Below are 24438 nucleotides of genomic sequence, written 5' to 3' on the forward strand. Positions count from 1 at the left end.
ACTAGATCCAAAGCCACAGCAGGCCGTCGCTATTCTGTGCCGCATGGTTGCAGATCTCGTGCCCATACGCTTGAGCCTGCCCGCTGGTGATCGCTACACCGTGTGGGCGCCTCGCTGGCGCGACGCCGGCGATGAATGGGAGGCGTTTTTAGGCAAGGACGACGACCTTTATGCCTTTGAGACAGTCGCTGACCTGGTCGCATTTGTACGCACCGATTCCGACAACGATCTGGTTGACCACCCCGCGTGGAAAGACCTGACCGTCACGCACGCACACAACCTCGATCCTGGCGAAGACAAGCAATTCGATCTGGTCGCTGTTGAGGAACTGGTCGCTGAGAAACCCACCGCCGAGTCGGTGACCACGTTGGCAGCGACGCTGTCAGTCGTGGCCTCCATCGGATCGGTATGTGAGCTACCCGCGGTATCGAAATTCTTCAACAGTAACCCTAGCCTGGGTATGGTTTCAGGCGGAATTGAACATTTCACCGGCAGAGGCGGGCAGAAACGCTGGAATTCGATCGCCGAAGTCATCGGACGAAGCTGGGACGACGTGCTAAACGCAATTGACAAGGTCATCAGCACCCCAGAGGTCAACGCCGCGATGTCGGCCAAGGTCGTCGACGAGCTAGCCGAGGAGCCCGTCGAAGCGGAAACAGAGCCAGACGACGAGGACAGCGCGACCGTTCAGGCAGACTACTCTGACAACACCGACAACGAAAACGAGGCCCGTGAGGCCGACGATAGCGTCGTGCTAGGCAATGACGAAGACTTCTGGCTAAAGGTGGGTATCGACCCGGTCCGGATCATGACGGCGGCCGGCACGTTCTACACACTACGCTGCTACCTGGACGATCGCCCGATCTTCCTGGGCCGCAACGGTCGGATCAGCGTGTTCAGCTCGGAGCGGGCGCTGGCCCGCTACCTCGCCGACGAACACGACCATGACTTGTCCGATCTGAGCACCTACGACGAAATCCGTACCGCCGCTACAGATGGCTCGCTGGCAGTTGACATCACCGACGACAACATCTACGTACTCACCGGGTTAAGCGAGGACCTGGCCGATGGGCCGGACTCCGTGGATCGTGACCAGCTGGACCTGGCCGTCGAGCTGCTCCGCGATATTGGCGAGTACTCTGGGGAAAGCACGGTAGACATGGCGCTGCAAACGGACCGACCGCTAGGCAAGCTGGTGGCCCATGTGTTGGACCCCGGCTCAGTTGGCAAGCCAGTCACCCCGCATTCCGCGGCGGTACGGGAATGGGAGAAATTGGAGCAGTTCATAGAGTCACGGCTACGGCGCGAATGATAGCGAGTTCTGTTGACAGCAGCGTCCGCCAACAGGTTGATCGTCGGCCAAATTAGGAAACCCCCTACGGTACTTGAGGTCTAGCAGTACCTTTTCAACGCCGTCAAACACCAAGAAGATCCGCGCGGGCGACGGGCCTTCACCGCCTCTCATCACCGAACTGACGCACTCCGGCGGTGAGTTAACTTCAGAGCGACATTAGACCCAACAAGAGCGACCTCATGTCTATACCCTCAGACCGCATAGCCTCATGTCCGCCAAGGGCGTTCCGCTGCTGCCGCTACACGACCAGAACCGCGAACCGCGGCTTAATCACCTCATCGATTATCGCCAACCGCTGATCAAATGGAATGAACGCTGACTTCATGGCATTGATGGTAAACCGTTCGAGATCACTCCAGCCATAGCCAAACGCCTCCACCAAGCGGTGCATCTCGAGGCTCATCGACGTGTCACTCATCAGCCGGTTGTCGGTGTTGACGGTCACCCGGAAGCGAGCCCGGGCCAGCAGATCGAACGGGTGCTCGGTGATGCTTGCCACCGCACCGGTTTGCAGGTTCGAACTGGGGCACAGCTCCAGCGGTATTCGCTTGTCGCGCAGGATCGAGGCCAAGCGGCCCAACCGGATGCCACCATCGGGATCGACGTCGATGTCATCGACGATCCGCACCCCGTGACCTAACCGGTCAGCACCGCAGAACGCGATCGCCTCGTGAATGGATGGCAGTCCGAACGCTTCACCCGCATGAATAGTGAAGCGCGCGTTACTACTACGCATGTACTCAAAAGCGTCAAGGTGCCGGGTCGGAGGGTACCCAGCCTCAGCGCCGGCGATGTCGAATCCAGCTACCCCTTTGTCCCGGAACCGGATCGCTAGCTCGGCGATTTCCCGCGACCTTGCCGCGTGTCGCATCGCGGTGACCAAGCAGCGTACTGTAATGGAGTGGCCCTTCGCGGCACAAGCCTTTTCACCATCAGCAAAACCTGCCAGCACACTGTCGAGGACTTCATCAAACGACAACCCTTCGTCAATGTGCAGCTCCGGAGCGAACCGGACTTCGGCGTAGACCACCGAATCGGAGGCGAGGTCTTCCACGCACTCGTAGGCAACCCGGTGCAACGCCTCTGGCATCTGCATCACCGCGACAGTATGCGAAAACGGCTCCAGGTAGCGCTCCAACGAGCCACTATGCGACGCGGTGCGAAACCAGATCGCCAGTGACTCAACATCGGTGGCAGGCAGCCGATCGTAGCCCACCTGACCGGCAATATCCAGCACAGTCGCCGGGCGCAGCCCGCCGTCAAGATGGTCATGCAGCAAGGCCTTCGGCGCTTGCTTGATGTTCTCCAGGTGCAATGGCGTACTCATCGGGCGACTCTATCGATGGCCAACAGCCGCCGCGCCGGCGGTGTGCCACCAACGTTACGTCCGCACTGCAGCTCAGCCTTTGCAGCTTGCACTCAAGCACACAGATCCTCGCCCTTACGAAGACCCCGCTCAGATGAGACATTTTCCACACACACACGGGTATGAATCGGTCTGTTGGTACCGTGCACATTCTCGCCACGTTAAGCTCGGTTGCCCAACTAGCTACTTTGATGGCGGTATTAAATGGCGGTATTTAAAGAGGTGAGGACAACGGCAACACCCGCGGATCCGACTGTATCGAGGCCAGTAGGGGAATCAGCACGCAAGCGGCGACCACCTCGCACCCTGTACCGAGGAGATCCTGGTATGTGGTCGTGGGTGTTGCATCGCATCAGCGGCGCAACCATTTTTTTCTTCCTATTCGTCCACGTGCTGGACGCCACGATGCTGAGAGTGAACCCACAGACCTACAACGCGGTGCTTTCCAGCTACAAGACCCCGATCGTCGGCTTGATGGAGTACGGTCTGGTGGCCGCGGTGGGATTCCACGGATTAAACGGGATCCGGATTGCCCTGATCGACTTCTGGTCCGAAGGCCCCCGCTACCAGCGGCTGATGTTGTGGGCCGTCGGTGTCATCTTCTTGCTGCTCTTGGTGCCGGCCGGGGTGGTAATTAGCATCCACATGTGGGAGCACTTCCGATGAGCAGCAGCCCCAATCTTCAGCTCAGCCCTCAATTTCAACGAGGTCCACTAGCCCCGGTGCGGCAGCGTAGCTACACTCGCCCAGCCAGCCTGGACAGCCCTCGCTCGCCGCGCCGACGCGCCGGTATCCCCAACTTCGAGAAGTTCGCCTGGCTGTTCATGCGATTCTCCGGCGTCGCGTTGATCTTCCTGGTGATCGGGCACCTATTCATCATGCTTATATGGGACAACGGCGTTTACCGTATCGACTTCAACTTTGTGGCGCAGCGCTGGGCGTCGCCGTTCTGGCAGTTCTGGGATCTGGCGCTGTTGTGGCTGGCGCAAGTCCACGGCGGCAACGGTCTGCGCAACATCATCGACGATTACACCCGCAAAGACCGCACACGGTTCTGGCTCAATAGCTTGCTGTTGTTATCGATGGGGTTCACGTTGATGCTGGGCAGCTACGTACTGCTGTCATTCGACCCCAACATCTCCTGACCCGAATATCTCCAGTACAGCGGCGAAAGGCAAGCTTTGATCCAGCAACACCGATATGACGTGGTGATCGTCGGCGCGGGCGGTGCCGGTATGCGGGCAGCCGTCGAGGCCGGCCCCCGGGTGCGAACCGCGGTCTTGACGAAACTCTACCCGACCCGCAGCCACACCGGTGCCGCCCAAGGCGGCATGTGTGCAGCGCTGGCCAATGTCGAAGACGACAACTGGGAATGGCACACCTTCGACACTGTCAAGGGTGGCGACTACCTCGCGGACCAGGACGCTGTGGAGATCATGTGCAAAGAAGCCATCGACGCAGTGCTTGACCTAGAGAAGATGGGGATGCCGTTTAACCGCACCCCCGAAGGCCGCATCGATCAGCGTCGCTTCGGCGGTCACACCCGCGGCCATGGCAAGGCTCCGGTTCGCCGGGCCTGCTACGCGGCCGACCGCACCGGCCATATGATCCTGCAGACACTCTACCAGAACTGCGTCAAGCATGACGTGGAGTTCTTCAATGAGTTCTACGCACTCGACTTGGCCCTTACCCAAACCCCGACCACTCCGGTGGCCACCGGGGTGGTCGCCTACGAGTTGGCGACCGGCGATATTCATGTCTTCCACGCCAAGGCCGTCGTGATCGCGACTGGCGGTTCGGGCCGGATGTACAAGACCACCTCCAACGCACACACGCTGACCGGCGACGGCATCGGTATTGTGTTCCGTAAGGGACTTCCGTTAGAGGACATGGAATTCCACCAGTTTCACCCGACCGGCCTGGCCGGCCTGGGCATCTTGATCTCCGAGGCGGTGCGTGGCGAGGGCGGACGGCTGCTCAACGGCGAGGGCGAACGGTTCATGGAGCGCTACGCCCCGACGATCGTCGACTTGGCGCCCCGTGACATCGTCGCCCGCTCAATGGTGCTCGAGGTCCTAGAAGGCCGCGGTGCGGGCCCGCACAAGGACTACGTTTATATCGACGTCCGTCACCTCGGCGAAGACGTGCTGGAGTCCAAACTGCCCGACATCACCGAGTTCGCCCGCACATACCTGGGCGTGGACCCGGCGCACGAACTGGTCCCGGTCTACCCGACGTGTCACTATGTAATGGGCGGCATCCCGACCACCGTGATCGGGCAGGTGTTACGGAACAACACCTCGACCGTCCCCGGCCTGTACGCAGCTGGGGAGTGTGCGTGCGTGTCCGTACACGGCGCCAACCGGCTGGGCACCAACTCGCTGCTGGACATCAACGTTTTCGGCCGCCGAGCCGGCATCGCAGCCGCCAATTATGCTTTAGCCCACGGCTTCGTCGACATGCCGCCGAACCCAGCGGGAATGGTCGTAAGCTGGGTGGCCGACATCCTCTCCGAGCACGGCAATGAGCGCGTCGCCGATATTCGTGGCGCGCTGCAACAGACGATGGACAAAAATGCCGCGGTGTTTCGTACCGAGGAAACGCTCAATCAGGCGCTCACCGACATTCACGCGCTCAAAAAACGATACTCACGAATCACCGTGCACGACAAAGGAAAACGTTTCAACAGCGACTTGTTGGAAGCCATCGAGCTAGGCTTCTTGCTGGAACTAGCCGAGGTAACGGTGGTCGGCGCGCTGAACCGTAAGGAATCCCGCGGCGGGCATGCTCGCGAAGACTATCCGCACCGGGATGATGCCAACTACATGCGCCACACCATGGCCTACAAGCAGGGTACTGATCTGCTCAGCGATATCGCGCTGGATTTCAAACCCGTCGTGCAAACTCGTTATGAACCCAAGGAACGGAAGTATTGATGACTGTTGAGACCGAGGTCACACCCGGAGATCCGCCCTTGCCGCCGATTCCGGATGGCGCAGTGATGGTGACCGCGAAAATCGCACGGTTCAACCCGGACGACCCTGAGGCATTCGCGGAAACCGGTGGCTGGCAGAGCTTCCGGGTGCCGTGCCTGCCCAACGACCGGCTGCTGAACCTGCTGATCTACATCAAGGGCTACCTAGACGGTACGCTCTCCTTCCGGAGATCCTGCGCGCACGGGGTGTGCGGCTCCGATGCCATGCGGATTAACGGTGTCAATCGGCTGGCCTGCAAAGTGCTGATGCGCGACCTGCTGCCCAAAAAGCCGGGCAAACCGCTAACCATCATAGTCGAACCAATCCGCGGGTTGCCGGTGGAGAAGGACCTCGTGGTCGACATGGAGCCGTTCTTCGACGCCTACCGTGCAGTGAAACCCTACCTGATCAGCAGCGGTAACCCGCCTACCCGAGAACGCATCCAAAGCCCGATCGACCGCACCCGCTACGACGACACCACCAAGTGCATCTTGTGCGCATGCTGCACCACCAGCTGCCCGGTGTTCTGGAATGAGGGCACCTATTATGGTCCAGCCGCGATCGTCAACGCGCATCGCTTCATCTTCGACAGCCGCGACGAAGGCGCCGGTGAGCGCCTCAACATCCTCAACGAGGTCGACGGAGTGTGGCGGTGCCGAACCACGTTCAACTGCACCAAATCCTGCCCACGTGGCATCGAGGTAACCAAGGCGATCCAGGAGGTCAAGCGCGCGTTAATGTTCTCACGTTAATCGCGCTGACGCTTGACGGTCCCTGCAGCAACATGCACCTCAGGAGTGCCAAGCTGCGAACACCGCCACACGACCGACGCATGCAATATCGCATTCGAAGGTCACCTGTCGATCTGCAGGCTAAGGCTCGCGCTGCTATCGGCAGGCCGTGTGCTGGATGACTCGGGCAAAGCTGTCCAGGTTTGGCTGGTGAATGGTGTAGTGCGTGGTATCCGTAGCGATCGCAACTGGAGCGTCGGTGTTGGGCCATCTGAGGAACGGTGCCGTAGGAATCTGGGACAGCTGCAATATCTCTATCTGTTATCACGCAGTTGCCGTGTTGCCGGACGATCTTTTCGGCTGCACCGTGGCGATCTTCGATGGGCACCACGGCTTGAACCAAGGTGCACCATTCGAGTTGATCGGCACGGTAAACGGCGCAGTTGCGGACGTATGAAATGCGGTCATCGATCTCGGCGAGAGTAGCGAGTCGCATCGACCCTGGTCCTGACCGTGGATGTGGTATATGCCGGCGATATCGACGCGCTCGGCGACCAGCTGCAGCATCCGGTTGCCAATGCCGCCGGTAATTAGCGGCAGTCCGGAACCGTTGAAGCCGCGACGTTGAGTCAGCCGAAGGACGGGAATGTGACGTGTCGCTCACATTTCACTATGTTGCGGATAGCCGTCAAAGCCGAACTGGCGGATAAGTTTATCGATGGTTGCGCGTAGCCATCGCGCTCGGGCAGCGAACGCGTCAAAGCCGATGTTGGTCCTCGTCGTATTCCCATTTCATGTGTCTGCTGCTCAGACCGACGTCCAAACGACCGTTTGTCAAAACATCGAATGACGATACCGCGAACTAGCAATATAGGGCCCCAGAACCCAGTGTTGAGCACCAAAGCGCCAACCCGTACCCAGTCTCTAGTCGCCGCGTCGGATACAACCAGAGTGAAAACGACGACGGCACTCCAAGGCGATCAGCGGCGAAAATGACTTCTTAACAACGCTTTTAGGCATGCTACCAGGAAGCGACGAATGTGCCGAATAGCTTTACCACAAACACACTGAAGGAGAAACGGAGAGCTGTAACGAAATTGCTTTCTAACATCCGAACTCGTGCTCTCTCATTAGGCAATCACGTTGTAGCAGAATGTCTTAGGCCCATGGGCATGACACAAAATTCGCATCGAGCCGCTGCCCTCGCAGAACGCACCGCTTATTGTCCGGTTGAATACCGCATCGTCAAACGACGCTACAGCGAGGTACCCGAACCTTTTGCCGTCTATGCGCATAATCCCGATCGAGCCTTATACTAGCACCATCTATGAAACCGCTCTAGAACAGGCGTCACGCAAGCCAACGGCCAGTGTTCGTAGGCTAGTCGTGTAATGTATCGCCCGCACCGTCAGTTGCTTGTGGTATGTCAACTTCAGCATTGCACCATAGTTTTTAACGTCATGGACAGCGAGCGATTGCAGGACGTGAATGATTCTACAACATATGCGTATTTCACCGACGGCAATCACACTGCCAGCGCATACACCAACGCAATAACCACCGACCCGTGCTTGGTGACCGACACGCCCACGTCAGCGACACCGACGTGATCGAACTGAGCTAACAGATCGGCATCGAGAATATACGGGCACGCATCTACACCGCGTTAGCCATCACCGATGCAAAGCATCAATTGCGTTGAAGAAGGATAGATTCAGTGAATTATTGAAGAATATGCCGCAACGAGGAGCCGATGGATTTATATGGATTGCTAATAGACCATAGAGCACAAACTTCCCCATTGTGTACCGTCATCACGGTGATCCGCGGGGTCATCTCTCGGATAGCTATCGACGCCGGGTCGGCCTTCGATGTAGGCGCCTAGATCACCGTTGAATAGTGCCAGCTGATTGACGGTAAAGAACGCCGAGCCATAGCAGCGGGCCAGGCCGAATATGAACCAAGCTACCTTGTCAGCTCCGCTAACGACATGAAATATGTTAGTCACCTTGCCGTTTGACCCTCCGATGAAGGTACATCGGGATGAAGCAGCGACACCACAGCTTCCAGGCCACCTGCGGCCATGACTGCCATCAGCTGGCTGACCACCTCGTTATGAGAGAGATCGGGTCCCAGCTGCAACTCTGTGGCAATAGCTTTACGGGCCCACGGGGCCAGCTGTCGCGCGGCGGCCTCGTTGATTCCCAGCAACTAGTCCGGCGATGTCGGCGAACAGTACAGCGAACCCGTCATGCAGCACGAAAGCAACCCGCCGATCGGGGCTGAGTTGCTCCGGCACCACCATCGCCACAAACCACGCGTCCCTACTTAGGCCACCACGGCGAACAACGGATCGATGCCGTGAACACCGTCCAAACTGACGATCACGAGCTCAGGCAGCCAGTTTCTCGCGCCGGTGCGTCAGCCGATCGCAGTCGGTCGAGGTCGAGCCTGCTTGCCATCGTGATCAGCCAGGCCTTGCAATCCTCGATCACGGTCTCGGCGTCGGCCACAGTTCCGGTTTAACCGGTAAGCGACTGGCATGAGCTGTGATCGCAGTTCCTAAAATTCGGCGACCTACATTAAGATCATATCGCCAGCCTAGCGTTAGGCTCGCGAATGACATGACTGACAATCTCTGGCCGCATTTCGCCCAGCACGGCGTTGGTATCAAGCTGCCTATCATCACTCGTGGTGAGAGTGTGACCATCTTCGATGACCGCGGTAAGACCTACTTCGACGTGCTGTCCGGGCTGTTCGTGGTGTAGGTCAGCCACAGCCGCGCCGAGCTCGCCGAGACAGCCGCTCGGCAAGTCGGCACACTGGGGTTTTCTTTCCACTGTGGGGATACGCGCTATCCCGCCAACGATCGAACTCACTGAGCCGCCCGCTCCCTAAGCGCAGGGCGACTTGAACTTGGGTGTTCTTTACCACCGGCGGCTCCTAAGCGATCGAAGCCACGTGGAAACTGGCCATGTAATACTTAAAAAACATAAGACTTAAAAAACATAAGGTCATTTCCCGCTCGATCACCTACCACGGCGCCATACAAGAGGCACTGGTTATTATCAGGCTACTGCTTATTCACGGCATCTTTCGAACCGGTGGCACCCGGCAGTTGCCGGGTGTCCAACACGCATTTTTACCGCGCACCGAAACCATTCGACACCAATATCAAGGCCTTCAGACAGTGAGCCGACCACCGGACCGTCGAGGCGATCGAGTGCGAAGACCCGAATACCATCGCCACGGTGTTCTTGGAACCAGTGCAGAACGCGGGCGGCTCCATGCCTCCTCCCTCGGCTATTTCGAGCAGGTCCGCCAGATCTGCGACGAGTACGACGTGCTCCTGGTTGTCGACGAGGTGACCTGTGCGTTCAGCCAGATCGGGTCGACGTTCGGCTGTGACGACTTCGGCTACGTGCCCGACATGACCACCTGCGCTAAAAGCTGACATCGGGCTACTCGCCGCTGAGCACTACGCTCGCCAGCAACTGGCTGTTCGAACCGTTCAACAACGTTATGGCGTTGTTCGAGCATGGCCACACGCTCGGCGGCTACCCGGTGTTGGCGGCCGTCGCGCTGGCCAATCTCGACATCTTCGAACACGAGAGTCTCAACAACCAGACTAAACAGCACTGGCTCGCCTTGCGAGCTACCGTGGAGAAATTGTGCAATCTGCCAATCGTTGGTGGTGTCTGCGACGAAGGATATTTTTTCGGCACCGAACTGGTCAAGGGCTAGGCGACCAGTCAGGCCTTCACCGGTGAGGAACGCCGCTCGCTGCTGGGCAGCGTATCGTCGGCGCTCTTTGTGTTGTGACCGGGCTGTATTGTCGCACCGACGACCGCAGCGATGCCGTCTCGTCTAGTCGTCGCCGCTGCTAAGTGGCCGGATTAGGTTCGACACCATCGAATCCATCTTGCGCGGCATACTCACCGAAGGCGTGCAAGCGACTGTAAGGCGCACACGGCCATCGCTGGACGTCGCGATGGGCCGGCCCGGCAGAATCAGCGCCGTGCTCCAGCAGAAAATTTGGGGCGGCTGACGCAGCCCAGCAGTATGACACCCTAGGCACCGGCATGTTCGAGCCTGGGGTACTGGAGCAGCTCTTCGTCGACCTCGCGGTCGATAACCAGACGCTGGAATTCGCCCCGAGTAGGCATCCCGCTAACCGAGCACGGTGTGTCAGTTACCGGGATCGAGCTGTGGGTACCCGAGTTGCGCACGCTCCCGCCCGGACAGCAGGCGACGGTGTGCGGTTGCGAACCTGGCTACATCAGCCTGGACATCTGCAACGTCCTGCACCAGCCGGTAGGGCTTGCATCACTTTCGTTTCGACGAGGGTAACCAGGCTCACCGGTTGCGTAGTCCACACCTCATCTATATCTGGCCCGTCAAGCTTGACCTGATGGCGCAACTCACCAGACTCCAGTTGGCGAGTCGGCACGCAGACTGGTAGGGCGCCACGTTTAACGTGGAGTCCCGTTCGCACGTTTCCGTCTATCGCCTTCCCCAAGTGGATTAGCTACACCGTACAACTTCTGCCCTATCAGTCACAGCGTGGCATTAGGGAATTCGGGCGCTCAATCACCTATTCTGCACCCACGATGTCTCTTTTACGTTCCGTATCATGCTTGGCAGCAGTGGTTTTGATGTTCGCTGGACCAGTTGCGCTGAGCCTGCCGACCGCCGCACCAGTCGGACATGCCGAGCCGAATGCCGGACCCAACGCCGGTCCAGCAACGTGCCCGTACCAGGTGTCTACTCCGCCGGCGGTGGACTCGTCGGAGGTCCCCCAGGCCGGGGACCCACCGATACCACTGGCGGTGCCTCCCAAACCGGTCGGCGGTGAGGCTCTGAGCAGCTGCGGTATTATCACCGCTCCCGACACACCTCCAGTGCCAGGTGACGTCTCCGCTGAGGCGTGGCTAGTGGCGGATCTGGACAGCGGTGCCGTCATTGCCGCCCGCGATCCACACGGCCGGCACCGCCCAGCCAGCACCATCAAGGTGCTAGTCGCCATGGCGTCGATCAACACGCTCAACCTCAACAAATCGGTCGTCGGAACTGCCGAGGACGCCGCCGTCGAGGGCACCAAGGTCGGCATCAACGACGGCGGCACGTACACCATCAACCAACTGTTGCACGGGTTGTTGATGCACTCGGGCAACGACGCCGCGCACGCGTTGGCCATGCAGCTCGGCGGAATACAGCAGGCGCTGGAAAAGATCAACATACTGGCCACCAAGCTCGGCGGCCGGGATACGCGAGTGGCGACACCATCGGGACTGGACGGGCCGGGCATGAGCACGTCGGCCTACGACATCAGCTTATTCTACCGGTACGCCTGGCAGAACCCCTCGTTCAGCGACATCGTCGCGACCCGGACCTTCAACTTCCCCGGTCACGGCGAGAACCCGGGCTACCAACTGGAAAACGACAATCAGCTGCTCTATAATTACCCAGGCGCGCTGGGAGGCAAGACCGGCTACACCGACGACGCCGGTCAGACATTCGTGGGCGCCGCCAACCACAACGGCCGACGGCTGATGGCGGTGCTGCTGCATGGGACACGGCAACCGATTGCGCCGTGGGAACAAGCGGCGCACTTGCTGGACTATGGCTTTGGCACCGCAGCCGGTACCCAGATCGGCACACTGATCGAACCCGATCCCACGGTAGCCGCTAAGCACGACGGTCCCGCGGGTCGGCACTTTGACGCCGCGGGCTTAATGCCGTCGAACGACGCACTACCGGTTCGGGTAGGCGTGGCGATCGTCGGCACGTTGATCGTGTTCGGGCTGATCCTGGTTGCACGTTCGTTAAACCGCCGACTGCAACACTGAATGGGACTGCACGATCCGGGTTTGACCCACCATATTTAGTTTGACCCACCATATTTAACTGTGGCAGCGTCTCTGACGTGATGAAGGCCCTTAACCCGGACACGGTGTTCTGATGTTCGATGTGTACTATCCCCGAGTGCTCCGACCGTGTCATTAAATGCGCAGCGCTCGGATGCCGGTCAGCCGACTCGTTCGTCGCAGCGCGGACTACTGCTTGGGCTCACCGCGGCTAGCGTCGGCGTCATCTACGGTTACGACCTTTCCGGCATGGCCGGCGCGCTGCTGTTCATCACCGACCAATTCGGCCTGACCACACAGCAACAAGAACTGCTGACCACAATCGCGGTGATCGGCCAGATCGTCGGAGCATCCGGTGCCAGCGTGCTTGCCAATGCGATCGGACGTCAGAAGTCAATGGTGCTGATCGCCGTCGGCTATGCGATATTCGCGCTGATGGGTGCGCTCTCAGTCTCGTTGCCTATGCTCCTGGTGGCGCGACTGCTGATTGGCTTGACCATCGGCGTGACCGTGGTGATCGTACCGGTATACGTCGCGGAATCGGCACCAGCTGCGGTGCGTGGATCGTTGCTAACCGCCTATCAAGTGGTGATCGTCAGTGGGGCCATCCTTGGCTACCTGACCAGTTACCTGTTGGCCGGTACGCACAGCTGGCGGTGGATTCTGGGGCTCGCTGTCGTGCCCGCAGTGCTGTTGCTGCCGATGTTGGCGCGCATGCCAGATACTGCCCGCTGGTACCTGTTGAAGGGTCGGGTCGCCGACGCCCGCCGGACACTGAAGCGAGTAGAGCCCCCTGACCGCGTCAACACAGAGCTTGCCGAGATCGCCCGTGTCCTCAACGAAGGAAACGGTGGCGTGTCCGAAATGCTACGACGGCCATATCGGTGGGCCACCATTTTCGTGATTACTCTGGGCTTTCTAGCCCAAATCACCGGCATTAACGCGATAGTCTACTATAGCCCCCGGCTATTTGCGGCCATGGGCTTTCAGGGCAACTTCGCGCTGCTGGCGTTGCCGGCACTGGTGCAGTTCGCTGGTTTGGCGGCGGTGTGTACCGCACTGGTTCTGGTCGACCGGCGGGGACGGCGCCCAATCCTGTTAGCCGGCATCGCGGCCATGATCACCGCCGACGTCGTGCTGATTGCTGTGTTCACCCAAGGATTCGGCGGCGCTGGGCCGATATTAGGGTTCGGCGGCGTGCTACTGTTCAGCATCGGCTTCCGCTTCGGTTTCGGCTCACTAGTGTGGGTGTACGCTGGCGAGGCATTTCCAACTCGGCTGCGGTCGATGGGGTCAAGCGCCATGATCACCTCCAATCTGGTAGCCAACGCGATCGTCGCTGCCTGCTTCTTGACGATGTTGCACTCACTCGGCGTCGCAGGAGCTTTCGCGGTGTTTGGACTATTTGCGGCGATTGCTTTCGCCGTTGTTTATCGGCACGCACCAGAGACCAAAGGTCGCCAGCTCGAGGAGATCCAGCACTTCTGGGAAACCGGCGGACGCTGGCCTGACGAGACACCCGCCGCAACAAATAATCGATTGTGACCGCTTCGGGTCGGCTGATGACCACAGAGATCTCCGAGCAAACTACGGTGTGACGACAGCTATTATCTGACGGCGCCAAAATCCACATAGACGTGCTCGCCGGGACGGAGCATTTGGTTGCCGCAACCAAGTCAGATACAGCCGAGTTGCTAGTGCTGTATTAGCTGTTCGGTCAGCAGCGTGTTTCCCGCGGTGCACACCCGACTCAGCTGTCGGAAGTGGGTGAACACGTACCGGCCATCCGATGTCAGCACCTCGCTCAGCGCTACCGGTTCGCTCAGCGGCTGATCATTACCGAGGCGGCTACTCCTATCCCACCACCTGCGAGGTAGCACTCAAACTGATGGAGACGTGTCACCTTTCTACTCAGGAATTTTCGTGTGCCGAATTGCTACACGGCCCGCTTACCGCAGTAGACCACCCAGATGCCGGCGTTGGCCATCGTTCCCAAGGGCGATAGCGACCGAATGATACTGTCGATGTTGCCCCGCTTAACAAAACAATGGACCAACATTTTCGTGATCGACGCTGGCCCCGCACCCGGACACGTGGCAGGTCAGATCGCGTCTCCCGCCAGGCTGCCCGACGCACTTCGCCGTTGCTGAAAACCCTTACAGTTGCGGCAGCTCGCACTCCACCTAGCGATTGCCCGCGGCGAGGATCCCAATAGTCCGCACAGGCTGCACAAGATAATTCGGACTCTATGACGCTGGTCAGTGCCGGAACAGTAGCCATCGACGGACAAATCTGCCGATTAAGTTGGCTCCAGAAAACCTGCCGACAGATCTTAGCCTGCGGGACCAGCGCACCTCCCCGGCCAGACAACAGTGATCTCCCTAATGATTTATATTGTATTTTTTGGCTTTATCGACATACACATACACGGCGGACAGCGGATTGTACGCCAACGTAAACCGCTAAAAGGCGGCCAAAGCCACCGCATTACACCTGCGGCACGACACCACAACGACGCTGGCCAGTTTGGTCACCACCACACCTGAAGAACTCGCAGGCTCGGTACAAGATACTCGCCGCAATGGCACACCAGGACATCGTGGCAGGCATCCACCCGGAGGGGCCGTGGTTGATCACGGCCCAGTGCGGAGCACACCAACGCACGTAGCTATGTGATCCAGGCCTCGCCTACATCGACACCGTGTTCGCTGCCGACGTAAGCGTGATACAGATGGTCACGCTGGTGCCCGAGCAACGCGTAAGCGATGCAGTGACTTAGTGCTTTCGTGATGCAGGTGTTGTTGTCGCCGTGGTACATACGAATGCGGAGTGCGAGCAGACAAAACAAACCCTCGACCTGGACGTAACCGCCGGCACCCATCTGTTCAACGCGATGCTGTCGTTGCTAGCCGACTCAGGTGTCACCGGTAAGCACATAATCTAAACTATATGTATGCCATCTTACCGCAATGCACACTGTTATCCAGGCCACGGACCCTAATCGGGTCGTCGTCATACCAAATGTAATCGCCGCGTCCGGCTGTCTCAATGGAGCTTTTCGGCTTGGAGCAGTTCCCGTGTACGATGTAACGCGAGTTCAGGGCACGTCAACAATCACCGGCAGCACTGCCGTCATGGGTCAGTTCTTCCGCAGTGTTCTCCAGCTCGGCTCAGCGTCAGGCTCGGACTTTGATGCGGCACTGGCTGCCGCGGTCCAGATAACCGCAGCGACACCGGCCCGGCCCCTCGGATCCGACAGCGTGAGCCGGCTACAGGCAGACTTAGACGCCAGTCTTATAGTGCTTTGCAGATGACAGCTGTCATGGTGCACGGCAACTGGCGACTGAGGCTGATAGCCACCCACACCTGGCCGCTGTCACGGTAACCGTGAACCGAGCGCTCTGTGGACTAGCCGGGAACATGCCAGCGCACCAACGACTCCCACGACCACCGCGGCCAGCGCTTGGCTTGTGCGCAGACCCGCATTCACCGCTACCCGAGGAAAAATCACCACAGGAGCGGAACGCTCGACGGGCTTCGCTGGGGACTCCGCTGCCGCTGTCGCCGCCCATGCGGCCGCGAACAGGACCACATACGCAGTAATATAAACGAACACCATAACGCCAAGCACCGGCCCGAACGCGCGGCCCGCCGGGCTGCGTAGCACAATCTGCAGGTAGATTAATCCCACTTGCTTGAAAAGTTCGAACCCAACAGCGGCTATCCACCCGCCTCGTACCGAAGCAGCCAAACTGACGGACTCCCGTGGCAGCCGAGCAATCATCCAAGTGAACAACAGCCACGACACCAGCGTCGACACCAATATCGAAGTACCCTGAAAGACCACGCCAAACACTGAAAAATCAGGTATTCCAAACCATCTCAGTATCGTCGTCATCGACGCCCGATGGCCCAAAACGGTGAGCGCGAGAGTGGTCAGGATAACCACGAATGTCCCCACCATCGCCAAGAGATCCGACAGTTTATTACGTAGAAAACCAGGTGAATCGATACGATGCTTCCACCACATTTCGGTCAACGCCGAACGTAGATGCGACATCCAACCCAGGCCTGCCCACGCCGCAGTAGCCAGACCGATGACGCCGACAGACGCGCGTGCATCGATCGCCCGATTCATCAAGTCGACCAGCTCCTGCCCAAGCCGACCAGGTGTCGCGGACCGAATGTGCTCGTCAATTGTGGTCAACAACTCCGGCCGACGGGATAACACGAACCCAACCACCGAAAAACTGATCATCAGCAACGGAAATAGCGCTAAGATCGTGTAGTAGGTAAGGCCGGCCGCGAAAAAGCCACCATTGTGCTCATCGAAGCGATGGTAGGCACGCACGACATGGCCGAGCCACCCGAACCGGGATCGCAACCTATTAACGATACCTGTGTTGGCCGGTTCCGTCATGGTGGTACGCCTTACCCTCGTTACGGAAGAAAGCCCAGCCGGTCATAGACCCGCTGCATCGTCTTATTAGCCACATCTTGAGCGCGCTGCGCTCCGACCGCAAGTACGACCTCCAATTCGGTAAGGTCGGCCATAAATTCGTCGACCCGGGCCTTGATCGGGTTGACAAACTCGACAACGGCTTCGGCAGTGTCTTTCTTCAGGTCTCCATAGCCGTAGCCAGCGTAGCGCTGGACAAGGGTGTCGACGTCGACCCCGGTAACCGCGGACTGGATACGCAGCAAGTTCGACACCCCCGGCTTAGCATCCGGGTCGTATCGGATCTCCCGTTCACTGTCGGTCACCGCTGAGTGGATCTTCTTGGCAGACAACGCCGGATCGTCTAGAAGGTTAATCAACCCAGCATCACTGGCCGCCGATTTACTCATTTTTGATTTCGGGTCCGCCAAGTCGTAGATCTTGGCGGTAAACTTGGGGATAAGCATATTAGGAACCACGAAAGTGTTCGGAAAGCGGCTGTTGAACCGTTGCGCCACATCACGCGCCAATTCCAGGTGCTGCCGCTGGTCTTCACCTACAGGCACCAGATCGGTGTCGTAGATCAGCACGTCAGCAGCCTGCAATACCGGGTAGGTGAACAGACCGACGGTGGTACTGTCAACGCCCTGTCGCAGTGATTTGTCTTTGAACTGTGTCATCCGCGACGTTTGCCCGAAGCCGGTGAAACAACCCAGCACCCACGCCAACTGTGTGTGGGCGGGCACGTGACTTTGCACAAACACTACGCTGCGCCCAGGATCGATGCCTAGGGCCAGGTATTGCGCGGCGGTCACCAGAGTCCGGCGCCGCAATGCCTGAGGATCCTGCACAACGGTGATAGCGTGCAAATCGACCACACAGAAAAACGCTTCGTATTCATCCGGATGGTCATCCTGTAGCGCGACCCACTGGGAAATGGCACCCAGTGCGTTACCGAGGTGAAGCGAATCAGAAGTAGGCTGCACGCCGGAGAAAATCCGGCTAGATCCAGTAGTGGTGCTCATTATGTCCCGATCTTTTCACGTGAGCCTCTGCACCCGTGTCGGCCTGGTCAACACCGGCGAGATAAGCCAGCAGTCGCTTGCGGTACCGCCGGTATCACCTTTAGTGTCAGTAGCATGCGACGTCTACTCGACTACGTACTCGTGAACTCCGCTCACCCGCCGTCGTCTTCTTCGTGTCGACCACCGATTCACCTTGGTGCTGGAGAGCCGGTCCTGCTGTTACACCCGTTCATGATGTCCCAAATAGTGTGGGAAACCGTGGCCTCGCAGTTGGCCAACACCGGCCGGTACGAAGTATTCGCTCCGACAATGGCTGCCCACCACGGTGGACCATCCCCGAGTAGCTGGCTAATGAGCGTCTCTACGCTAGCCGACCGCGTCGAGCAGCAACTCGACGAACTGAGCTGGGAGACCGCCCATCTGGTCGGCAACTCGCTCGGCGGCTGGGTTGTCTTCGAACTCGAGCGGCGTGGACGAGCACGCAGCGTCACTGGCATCGCCCCGGCAGGCGGTTGGGAACGCTGGAGCCTGGTCAAGTTCGAGGTGATCGCTAAGTTCGTCGCCGGAATGCCCTTGGTGGCGGTGGCCAAGGGGCTCGGTTCACGGGCGTTATCCTTACCGCTCAGCCGCCGGTTGACCAGCCTGCCGCTGACCGGATCGCCCGGAGAGCTCACCGAACACCAGCTGCACGACATCATCGAGGATGCTAGGCAATGCCCGGCCTACTTCCTACTGCTGATCAAAGCGCTGCTGCAGCCTGGGCTACAGGAGTTGGTGCAGATCACTGTACCCGCTCAGTTGGTGCTCTGCGAAAAAGACCGAGTGCTCCCCCCGTCAAGATACAGCCGTTATTTCACCGACCGCCTGCCCGAAGACACCCAGGTCACCATGCTTAACAGCATGGGGCATGTTCCGATGTTCGAAGCGCCCGAGATAATAGCCAAGCTTATCACCAACTTCGTCGACAAATGTAGCAAGCCAACTGAGACTGCTAGCCCGGCGAGTTAGCCGAACGCTTTACTTGAGGTTGTCGACGATCAAATTTGAGAAATTCCTCACTATTTTGTCAATCTTACTCTGAAACGATGAGGATGGCCAGGTCCTTGGTCGTCGTCCCACTCTATGACCGTGCCGATGACCACCCCTTCCAGTGTCTCGGTTGAAGTCGACCACTTCTCGAAGGCCGTCCAGCTTGCCGCGGTGCTGCAGGCCAAGCGTCCAAGCGAAGAGCGCGGCGATCGGATTTATTGAGATCGGTTTGCTGGCCTGCTACTGCCGTAAATGCCGGGTGACGGTGCCGTGCGCGACCTCGACCATCTTACCGTCGGCCGTCATCAGTACCGACATCATCAGCCCCAACGAACCGTAGCCCTGCGCAATAGTGTCCTATTACACGTCACCATCGTAGTCCTTGCAGGCCCACACGTAGCTACCCTCTCACTTGAGGCAGGCGGCCGACCATGTCATCGATTCGCTGATGCCCGTAGGTTAGCCCGGCGGTTTCGAACCTGTCCTTGAATTCCTCGTCTTAGATGCGTTAGAACTTGTCTTTGAACATGACGTCGTAGGCCTTGAGGATGATGTTATTGGTCGACAGGTACACTGGCCACTTAACCTTCAGACCGTAAGAGAATGGCGCGCGCAAAACCGCGGATGAATTCCTTGGAGTTGTACATACCCATCACGACACCGCTACCTTAGACGGAGGAACACCACATCGTGCACGACTGGCTCACCGCCATCGATAGGGATGCAAGTCTTTGTAAGCGTTACAGTTTAGCCGACATTGAAGTTGATCACCCAGTATTGGTTACCAAAAGCTTTGCAACCGATGACGATTAGACTCGCTCAGAACAGAACTATTAGCGGGGCATTGGATATAATTATATCATTCGCAGAATACCTTACTTACCAAGATGTTTCCTACAACTTCGTTGTGCGGCAATTCTATCTTCTTCAGATTAAATTCCTGAACGCGGACCTCGCCGGAGGTGATTGTCGGGCGCTTAACACCCACACCGTGCTTCATTAATGGCATGGGCGGCGTCGATCGTTACCTGGCCGTCAGTGCAATCACGCGGCTCGATACCCAGGGTCATAGATAGTCCAGGTTGATGTCCGGAGGCAGCAGGATCAGCACATCTTTAGATGAGCTTGCAGATGACGCGGGTCATCTCATCACCATCGAACTCTACTACCAGACCTTTGACTTTAGATCTTGAGTTCACCGGACATGCTTAGGTTCGAATCCTCCGGCCGTGTCAGCTAATGCCTGTCACAACCAGCCTACTAGCTAGGGTGGAGGGGCTAGTAAGGCCGTTAAACGGCCAACTAAGACCATCATAGTTGACGTCGGATCGGTGCCATGCGATAGGCTGCAAAGTGGTCATGAGTGCCAGCGTCAAGCCCCGGCTTGCTGGCCGGCAACCCTCCAGCCGCGGTGGGGTGCCCCGGGTGATAACCAGGTTGAGTAGCCAGAGCCGGCTACACGGCAAGCGCGGGTCCGCTATGACGGGCCCCTGAGCAGACAGGGAAACGTGATGGGCCCCATGCAGTCACAGTGTGCCGCTACTAGTTGGCTATGACGTCCTAGCCCTAAGTATCTCAAGCGCCAGATTAGCCCACTTCCAACAGAAGGCAACCCAAGTGAGCTCTGAAAACAGCACCCAGGCCGACTTGATCGCGCACTGGGCATTCGAAACAAAACAGATTCATGCTGGGCAGAGCCCCGACTCGTCTACCAACGCCCGTGCGCTCCCCATCTACCAGACCACTTCCTACACGTTCACAGACACCGCACATGCCGCCGCGCTGTTTGGGCTGGAGGTTCCAGGCAACATCTACACTCGGATCGGCAACCCCACCACCGATGTCGTCGAGCAACGCATCGCCGCGCTCGAGGGCGGCGTGGCCGCCTTGTTCCTTGCTTCTGGGCAGGCTGCAGAAGCATTCGCCATCTTGAATGTGGCTGGAGCCGGCGATCACATCGTATCCAGCCCCCGGCTCTACGGCGGAACTTATAACTTGTTCCACTACTCGCTGGCCAAGATTGGCATTGAGGTCAGCTTCGTTGAGGATCCCGACGATCTGGATTCGTGGCAGGCGGCGGTTCGACCGAACACCAAGGCGTTCTTCGGCGAGACCATCTCCAACCCACAAATCAACCTGCTGGATACTCCCGGTGTCGCCGAAGTCTCCCATGCCAACGGGCTACCGCTGATTGTCGACAACACCATCGCGACGCCCTATCTCATCCAGCCATTCACCCAGGGCGCCGACATCGTGGTGCACTCGGCAACCAAATATCTTGGTGGGCATGGCGCCGCGATTGCCGGAGTCATTGTCGACGGCGGTACCTTCGACTGGACACAGGGCCGCTTCCCCGGATTCACCATACCCGATCCCAGCTATCACGGGGTGGTGTACGCCGAGCTCGGGCCGCCGGCGTATGCACTCAAGGCTCGCGTACAGCTGTTACGTGACTACGGATCCGCAGCTGCACCGTTCAACGCATTCCTGGTGGCCCAAGGTCTTGAGACGCTGAGTCTTCGGGTGGAACGACACGTCGCCAATGCGCAGCGGGTCGCCGAGTTTTTAGCCGACCATGATGATGTGGTGTCCGTGAACTATCCAGGCCTGCCCAGTTCGCCATGGCATGAAAGGTCAAAGAAGCTGGCGCCTAAAGGAACTGGAGCAGTTCTGTCGTTCGAGTTGGCCGGTGGCGCAGAGGCCGGCAAGGCGTTCGTGAACGCGCTGAAACTGCACAGTCATGTCGCCAACATCGGCGACGTGCGCTCGCTGGTGATTCACCCGGCTTCTACCACCCACGCACAGCTGACGCCGGAGGAGCAGCTGTCTACCGGAGTCAGTCCAAGCTTAGTAAGACTCGCCGTCGGGATTGAGGGCATCGACGATATCGTGACCGACCTGGAGCTCGGCTTCGCGGCGGCCCACCAAGGCAGTGATCCACAGGCTGTGGCGGCCTTTTGAGGGCTCCTAACTTGATAATCCCCGACATCGGAACCCAGACGCTGCCGACCGAAGGCGAAGTCGGCGTGGTTGGCATCGGCCGATTCAGGCTGGAGAGTGGTGCGGTGCTTGATGACGTCTGCATTGCTGTGCAACGCTGGGGCAAGTTGTCGCCTGCACGAGACAACGTGGTGGTGGTCTTGCATGCGCTCACTGGTGATTCACACATAACCGGACCTGCCGGACCCGGCCATCCCACACCTGGCTGGTGGGACGGGCTAGCCGGTCCCGGTGCACCGATCGACACCAATCGCTGGTGCGCGGTAGCTACCAACGTTCTGGGCGGTTGTCGTGGCTCCACCGGCCCCAGCTCGCTTGCACGCGACGGAAAGCCTTGGGGCTCAAGATTTCCGTTGATATCGGTACGAGACCAGGTGGAGGCGGATATCGCCGCACTTGCCGCCACGGGAATCACCGAGGTTGCCGCGGTCGTTGGAGGATCCATGGGCGGCGCGCGGGCGCTAGAATGGATCGTCAGCCACCCGGGCCAGGTCCGGTCTGGGCTGTTGTTGGCGGTCGGTGCGCGCGCCACCGCTGACCAGATCGGCACCCAGACCACCCAGATCGAAGCCATCAAGACCGATCCGAACTGGCAGGGCGGCGACTACTACGAAACGGGAAGGGCGCCAAACGTCGGTTTGACGATCGCCCGTCGCTTCGCTCACCTGACCTACCGTGGCGAGGTCGAGCTCGACAACCGGTTTGCCAACGGCAACCAAGACAACGAGGATCCCGCGACGGGCGGCCGTTATGCGGTGGAAAGTTATCTAGAGCACCAGGGTGACAAGCTGTTGGCACGCTTTGACGCCGGTAGCTACGTGGTCTTGACCAAAACGCTAAACAGCCACGACGTGGGTCGTGGCCGCGGCGGGGTCTCCGCGGCGCTGAATGGGTGCCCGGTACCGGTGGTGGTGGGTGGCATCACCTCGGATCGGCTCTACCCACTGCGTTTGCAGCAAGAGTTAGCCGAGCTGCTGCCGGGCTGTACTGGGCTGCAGGTTGTCGACTCCATCTACGGGCATGACGGCTTCCTGGTGGAATCTGAGGCCGTCGGCAAATTGATCCGGCAAACTCTCGAATTGGCCGACATGGAGTCTAGGGAAGGCGCATGTTCGCGGTGACATCACTCATCAAACCGAGGCACAACCACTCCCTGTCGTTCGGCTCCGCGGCAACTACCTATGAGCGTGAACGCCCATTTTACCCACCTGAGGCGATCGACTGGCTATTGCCGGCCGGTGCGCGCCAGGTGCTCGACCTAAGTGTGGGCACCGACAAACTGACTACCCGGCTGGCCGAACGCAGCTTGGACATCGTGGCCGTTGACCCGATTCCCGAAATGCTGGAAGTACGGCGCACCTCGCTGCCAGATACTGGTGTACTACTGGGCATTGCATAAGGTATTCCATTGGAGGGCAATAGCATTGATGCCATCTGAATCACCCAGTCCTGGCACTGGGTCGATCTCGTGCGAGCCATTCCCGAGGTGGCCCGTGTGCTCCACCCGGGCGGACGGCTGGACATGGAGTGGCATACCTGCGCCGATCAATTCAGCTGGGTGTGCGAGCTAGATCAGATCATCAGACGCGACGGCGCCCGATCCACAACAAGGTAACGATGCCGGTACCGTTCATCGACATGGCGTGCCAGCAAGTCAAATAAACAAACCGTCCTACACCAAAAGCATTGATCGACTTAGTGGCCTCTCAGAGCTACTACATCACCTCCCCGGCAGAAGTACAAACCAGCACACTCGACCGAGGTACACGTGTGCTGCTGTCCATCTGTCCGGCGCTGGCGAAGTCAGCCGGCCTGGCGCTCCCCCCTTATGTCACCATGTGTATTTGAGCGACATTAGCAAGATAACGCAAGTTAACTCGCTTTGTCTGTGTTTGTGTGGTTGTGGTGGGGGTATTTGTTTGGCGGTGTTATCGGTGGGGTTACATATCCCGGGAGCGGCCAGTTTGGCTAACATGTCCTTCAGTATGGTGCGGGCCTCAGGGGTCAGCTAGGTGTGTAGCGCCGACATGCCGTCGGCTTTTTGCTTAGGGCTAGTCTGCGTCGGCGGGCCCGATTCATGGTCGGTGTAGATGCCTGTCGGGGTTGAGGCAGTCGGCGAGACGATCGGCTAACCCGGCCAGGTGTTCGGACCGGTATTGGGTGTCTTGCTTGGCCGGATCAGCCTTGGCGCGTTCACGGATGGCCGCATCGATCCAGCCGGGTAGTTGGTGGCAGAACCGGTGGATCACCGCGAGATCTGGTCGGCACCGAGTCGTTCGGCACGCTGGGCTGCTGTGGTGGCCGCTAACTGTGGCGGTAATGGTTTGCTGGTGAATCACGTGCCGTTCACCAAGATCGGTGGCATCACGGATGCGTTGGGGAGACTTCGGTACGGCTGATCCGCGTCCACTCGGCAATCGCATGCAAGAACCTGCCGCCACGCTACCCCGTACCGTGGTATCCAACGTATCCAACGCAGCCGTGATCACCTTCCTATCCACGACACCACAATGAACTCAACTCACAACACCAAACTATCGGAAGACACCGACATTTAAAGTTGCTGCATGCTCACAGGCGACCGAGGCAACCAACCTGCCGAGCGAGGTCCTGCGACTTGTCGGAGTAACGCCCTACACTCACGTTGTCTCGA

The 24438-nt window shown here is 58.9% G+C and carries 17 protein-coding genes, 4 pseudogenes and 1 riboswitch; of the genes and pseudogenes, 15 read left to right on the top strand and 6 right to left on the bottom strand.

Features of this window, described 5'->3' with window-relative positions:
- Positions 1–43 precede the first annotated feature (43 nt).
- Positions 44–1312, top strand: a complete 1269-nt coding sequence (gene satS / locus MUBE_RS10435) for a protein export chaperone SatS (RefSeq protein WP_116540473.1) — start codon at positions 44–46, stop codon at positions 1310–1312.
- Positions 1313–1592: 280 nt separating this feature from the next.
- Here satS and MUBE_RS10440 read toward each other — a convergent pair whose 3' ends face one another.
- The gene (locus tag MUBE_RS10440; RefSeq protein ID WP_116540474.1) at positions 1593–2681 is read right to left on the bottom strand and encodes an adenosine deaminase; all 1089 of its coding nucleotides are present in this window, start codon (positions 2679–2681) and stop codon (positions 1593–1595) included.
- Between the two features lie 366 nt (positions 2682–3047).
- Between MUBE_RS10440 and sdhC the strand changes: the two genes are divergently transcribed.
- The 4 genes from sdhC to MUBE_RS10460 are packed head-to-tail and all read left to right on the top strand — an operon-like array spanning position 3048 to position 6447.
- A complete protein-coding gene (gene sdhC, locus MUBE_RS10445) occupies positions 3048–3386 on the top strand; it encodes a succinate dehydrogenase, cytochrome b556 subunit (RefSeq protein ID WP_243632994.1) in 339 nt (112 codons plus the stop codon).
- Entirely contained in the window at positions 3383–3865 is a 483-nt protein-coding gene (locus MUBE_RS10450) for a succinate dehydrogenase hydrophobic membrane anchor subunit (protein WP_116540476.1), read from the top strand. The genes sdhC and MUBE_RS10450 overlap by 4 nt, the downstream gene beginning before the upstream one ends.
- Positions 3866–3901: 36 nt before the next feature.
- The gene (gene sdhA, locus MUBE_RS10455) at positions 3902–5656 is read left to right on the top strand and encodes a succinate dehydrogenase flavoprotein subunit (RefSeq protein ID WP_116540477.1); all 1755 of its coding nucleotides are present in this window, start codon (positions 3902–3904) and stop codon (positions 5654–5656) included.
- A complete protein-coding gene (locus MUBE_RS10460) occupies positions 5656–6447 on the top strand; it encodes a succinate dehydrogenase iron-sulfur subunit (protein ID WP_116540478.1) in 792 nt (263 codons plus the stop codon). The genes sdhA and MUBE_RS10460 overlap by 1 nt, the downstream gene beginning before the upstream one ends.
- 1701 nt (positions 6448–8148) lie before the next feature.
- On the opposite strand, the pseudogene MUBE_RS10470 reads toward MUBE_RS10460, so the two are convergent.
- Positions 8149–8970: pseudogene (locus tag MUBE_RS10470) on the bottom strand (sigma-70 family RNA polymerase sigma factor family protein).
- 80 nt (positions 8971–9050) lie between these two features.
- Here MUBE_RS10470 and MUBE_RS10475 point away from each other — a divergent pair.
- The 5 genes and pseudogenes from MUBE_RS10475 to MUBE_RS18120 all read left to right on the top strand — a co-directional run.
- Positions 9051–10369: pseudogene (locus MUBE_RS10475) on the top strand (aminotransferase class III-fold pyridoxal phosphate-dependent enzyme); the annotation flags it as partial.
- 667 nt (positions 10370–11036) lie between these two features.
- Positions 11037–12275 (top strand): D-alanyl-D-alanine carboxypeptidase DacB1, encoded by a 1239-nt coding sequence (gene dacB1, locus MUBE_RS10485; RefSeq protein ID WP_116540480.1) that lies wholly within the window; start codon positions 11037–11039, stop codon positions 12273–12275.
- A gap of 147 nt (positions 12276–12422) precedes the next feature.
- Positions 12423–13838 carry a sugar porter family MFS transporter gene (locus tag MUBE_RS10490; RefSeq protein ID WP_116540481.1) on the top strand — a complete coding sequence of 472 codons (1416 nt, stop codon included), beginning with the start codon at positions 12423–12425 and terminating at the stop codon, positions 13836–13838.
- A gap of 1264 nt (positions 13839–15102) precedes the next feature.
- A complete protein-coding gene (locus MUBE_RS19055) occupies positions 15103–15237 on the top strand; it encodes a hypothetical protein (protein ID WP_279386713.1) in 135 nt (44 codons plus the stop codon).
- A gap of 133 nt (positions 15238–15370) precedes the next feature.
- On the top strand, positions 15371–15607 hold the full coding sequence (locus MUBE_RS18120; protein WP_243632995.1) for a hypothetical protein: 237 nt from the start codon (positions 15371–15373) through the stop codon (positions 15605–15607).
- 62 nt (positions 15608–15669) lie between these two features.
- Here MUBE_RS18120 and yhjD read toward each other — a convergent pair whose 3' ends face one another.
- Both yhjD and trpS read right to left on the bottom strand, forming a co-directional pair.
- The gene (gene yhjD / locus MUBE_RS10500) at positions 15670–16713 is read right to left on the bottom strand and encodes an inner membrane protein YhjD (RefSeq protein WP_116540482.1); all 1044 of its coding nucleotides are present in this window, start codon (positions 16711–16713) and stop codon (positions 15670–15672) included.
- Between the two features lie 20 nt (positions 16714–16733).
- Positions 16734–17756, bottom strand: a complete 1023-nt coding sequence (gene trpS, locus MUBE_RS10505) for a tryptophan--tRNA ligase (protein WP_116540483.1) — start codon at positions 17754–17756, stop codon at positions 16734–16736.
- A 213-nt stretch (positions 17757–17969) separates the two neighbouring features.
- Between trpS and MUBE_RS10510 the strand changes: the two genes are divergently transcribed.
- Positions 17970–18764: an alpha/beta fold hydrolase gene (locus MUBE_RS10510; protein ID WP_165849817.1), complete on the top strand. Its 795-nt coding sequence runs from the start codon at positions 17970–17972 to the stop codon at positions 18762–18764.
- A 67-nt stretch (positions 18765–18831) separates the two neighbouring features.
- Here the strand turns inward: MUBE_RS10510 and MUBE_RS18125 are convergent.
- Positions 18832–19930: pseudogene (locus tag MUBE_RS18125) on the bottom strand (NADP-dependent isocitrate dehydrogenase); the annotation flags it as partial.
- Positions 19931–20140: 210 nt separating this feature from the next.
- A riboswitch (SAM riboswitch) is annotated at positions 20141–20260 on the top strand.
- Between the two features lie 142 nt (positions 20261–20402).
- On the opposite strand from MUBE_RS18125, the gene MUBE_RS10520 reads away from it, so the two are divergent.
- From MUBE_RS10520 to MUBE_RS10530, 3 genes and pseudogenes are all read left to right on the top strand, one after another.
- Positions 20403–21746: a bifunctional o-acetylhomoserine/o-acetylserine sulfhydrylase gene (locus tag MUBE_RS10520; protein ID WP_116540484.1), complete on the top strand. Its 1344-nt coding sequence runs from the start codon at positions 20403–20405 to the stop codon at positions 21744–21746.
- Between the two features lie 11 nt (positions 21747–21757).
- A complete protein-coding gene (gene metX, locus MUBE_RS10525; RefSeq protein WP_116540485.1) occupies positions 21758–22906 on the top strand; it encodes a homoserine O-acetyltransferase MetX in 1149 nt (382 codons plus the stop codon).
- A pseudogene (locus MUBE_RS10530) lies at positions 22894–23633 on the top strand (class I SAM-dependent methyltransferase). Before metX ends, MUBE_RS10530 begins: the two are co-directional and overlap by 13 nt.
- Before the next feature lie 227 nt (positions 23634–23860).
- Here the strand turns inward: MUBE_RS10530 and MUBE_RS20395 are convergent.
- Positions 23861–24034 (bottom strand): DUF222 domain-containing protein, encoded by a 174-nt coding sequence (locus MUBE_RS20395; RefSeq protein ID WP_165849658.1) that lies wholly within the window; start codon positions 24032–24034, stop codon positions 23861–23863.
- On the opposite strand from MUBE_RS20395, the gene MUBE_RS15930 reads away from it, so the two are divergent.
- On the top strand, positions 24014–24184 hold the full coding sequence (locus MUBE_RS15930; protein ID WP_165849657.1) for a hypothetical protein: 171 nt from the start codon (positions 24014–24016) through the stop codon (positions 24182–24184). The two genes, MUBE_RS20395 and MUBE_RS15930, sit on opposite strands and share 21 nt — an antisense overlap.
- The last annotated feature ends 254 nt before the right edge of the window (positions 24185–24438 follow it).

The organism is Mycobacterium uberis (assembly GCF_003408705.1).
Classification (GTDB): domain Bacteria; phylum Actinomycetota; class Actinomycetes; order Mycobacteriales; family Mycobacteriaceae; genus Mycobacterium; species Mycobacterium uberis.

Coding starts and splice junctions, on each gene's coding strand:
- trpS (WP_116540483.1), bottom strand. CDS start 17,756: ATGAGCACCACTACTGGATCTAGCCGGATTTTCTCCGGCGTGCAGCCT.
- sdhC (WP_243632994.1), top strand. CDS start 3,048: ATGTGGTCGTGGGTGTTGCATCGCATCAGCGGCGCAACCATTTTTTTC.
- MUBE_RS10460 (WP_116540478.1), top strand. CDS start 5,656: ATGACTGTTGAGACCGAGGTCACACCCGGAGATCCGCCCTTGCCGCCG.
- dacB1 (WP_116540480.1), top strand. CDS start 11,037: ATGTCTCTTTTACGTTCCGTATCATGCTTGGCAGCAGTGGTTTTGATG.
- MUBE_RS10440 (WP_116540474.1), bottom strand. CDS start 2,681: ATGAGTACGCCATTGCACCTGGAGAACATCAAGCAAGCGCCGAAGGCC.
- satS (WP_116540473.1), top strand. CDS start 44: ATGGTTGCAGATCTCGTGCCCATACGCTTGAGCCTGCCCGCTGGTGAT.
- MUBE_RS10450 (WP_116540476.1), top strand. CDS start 3,383: ATGAGCAGCAGCCCCAATCTTCAGCTCAGCCCTCAATTTCAACGAGGT.
- yhjD (WP_116540482.1), bottom strand. CDS start 16,713: ATGACGGAACCGGCCAACACAGGTATCGTTAATAGGTTGCGATCCCGG.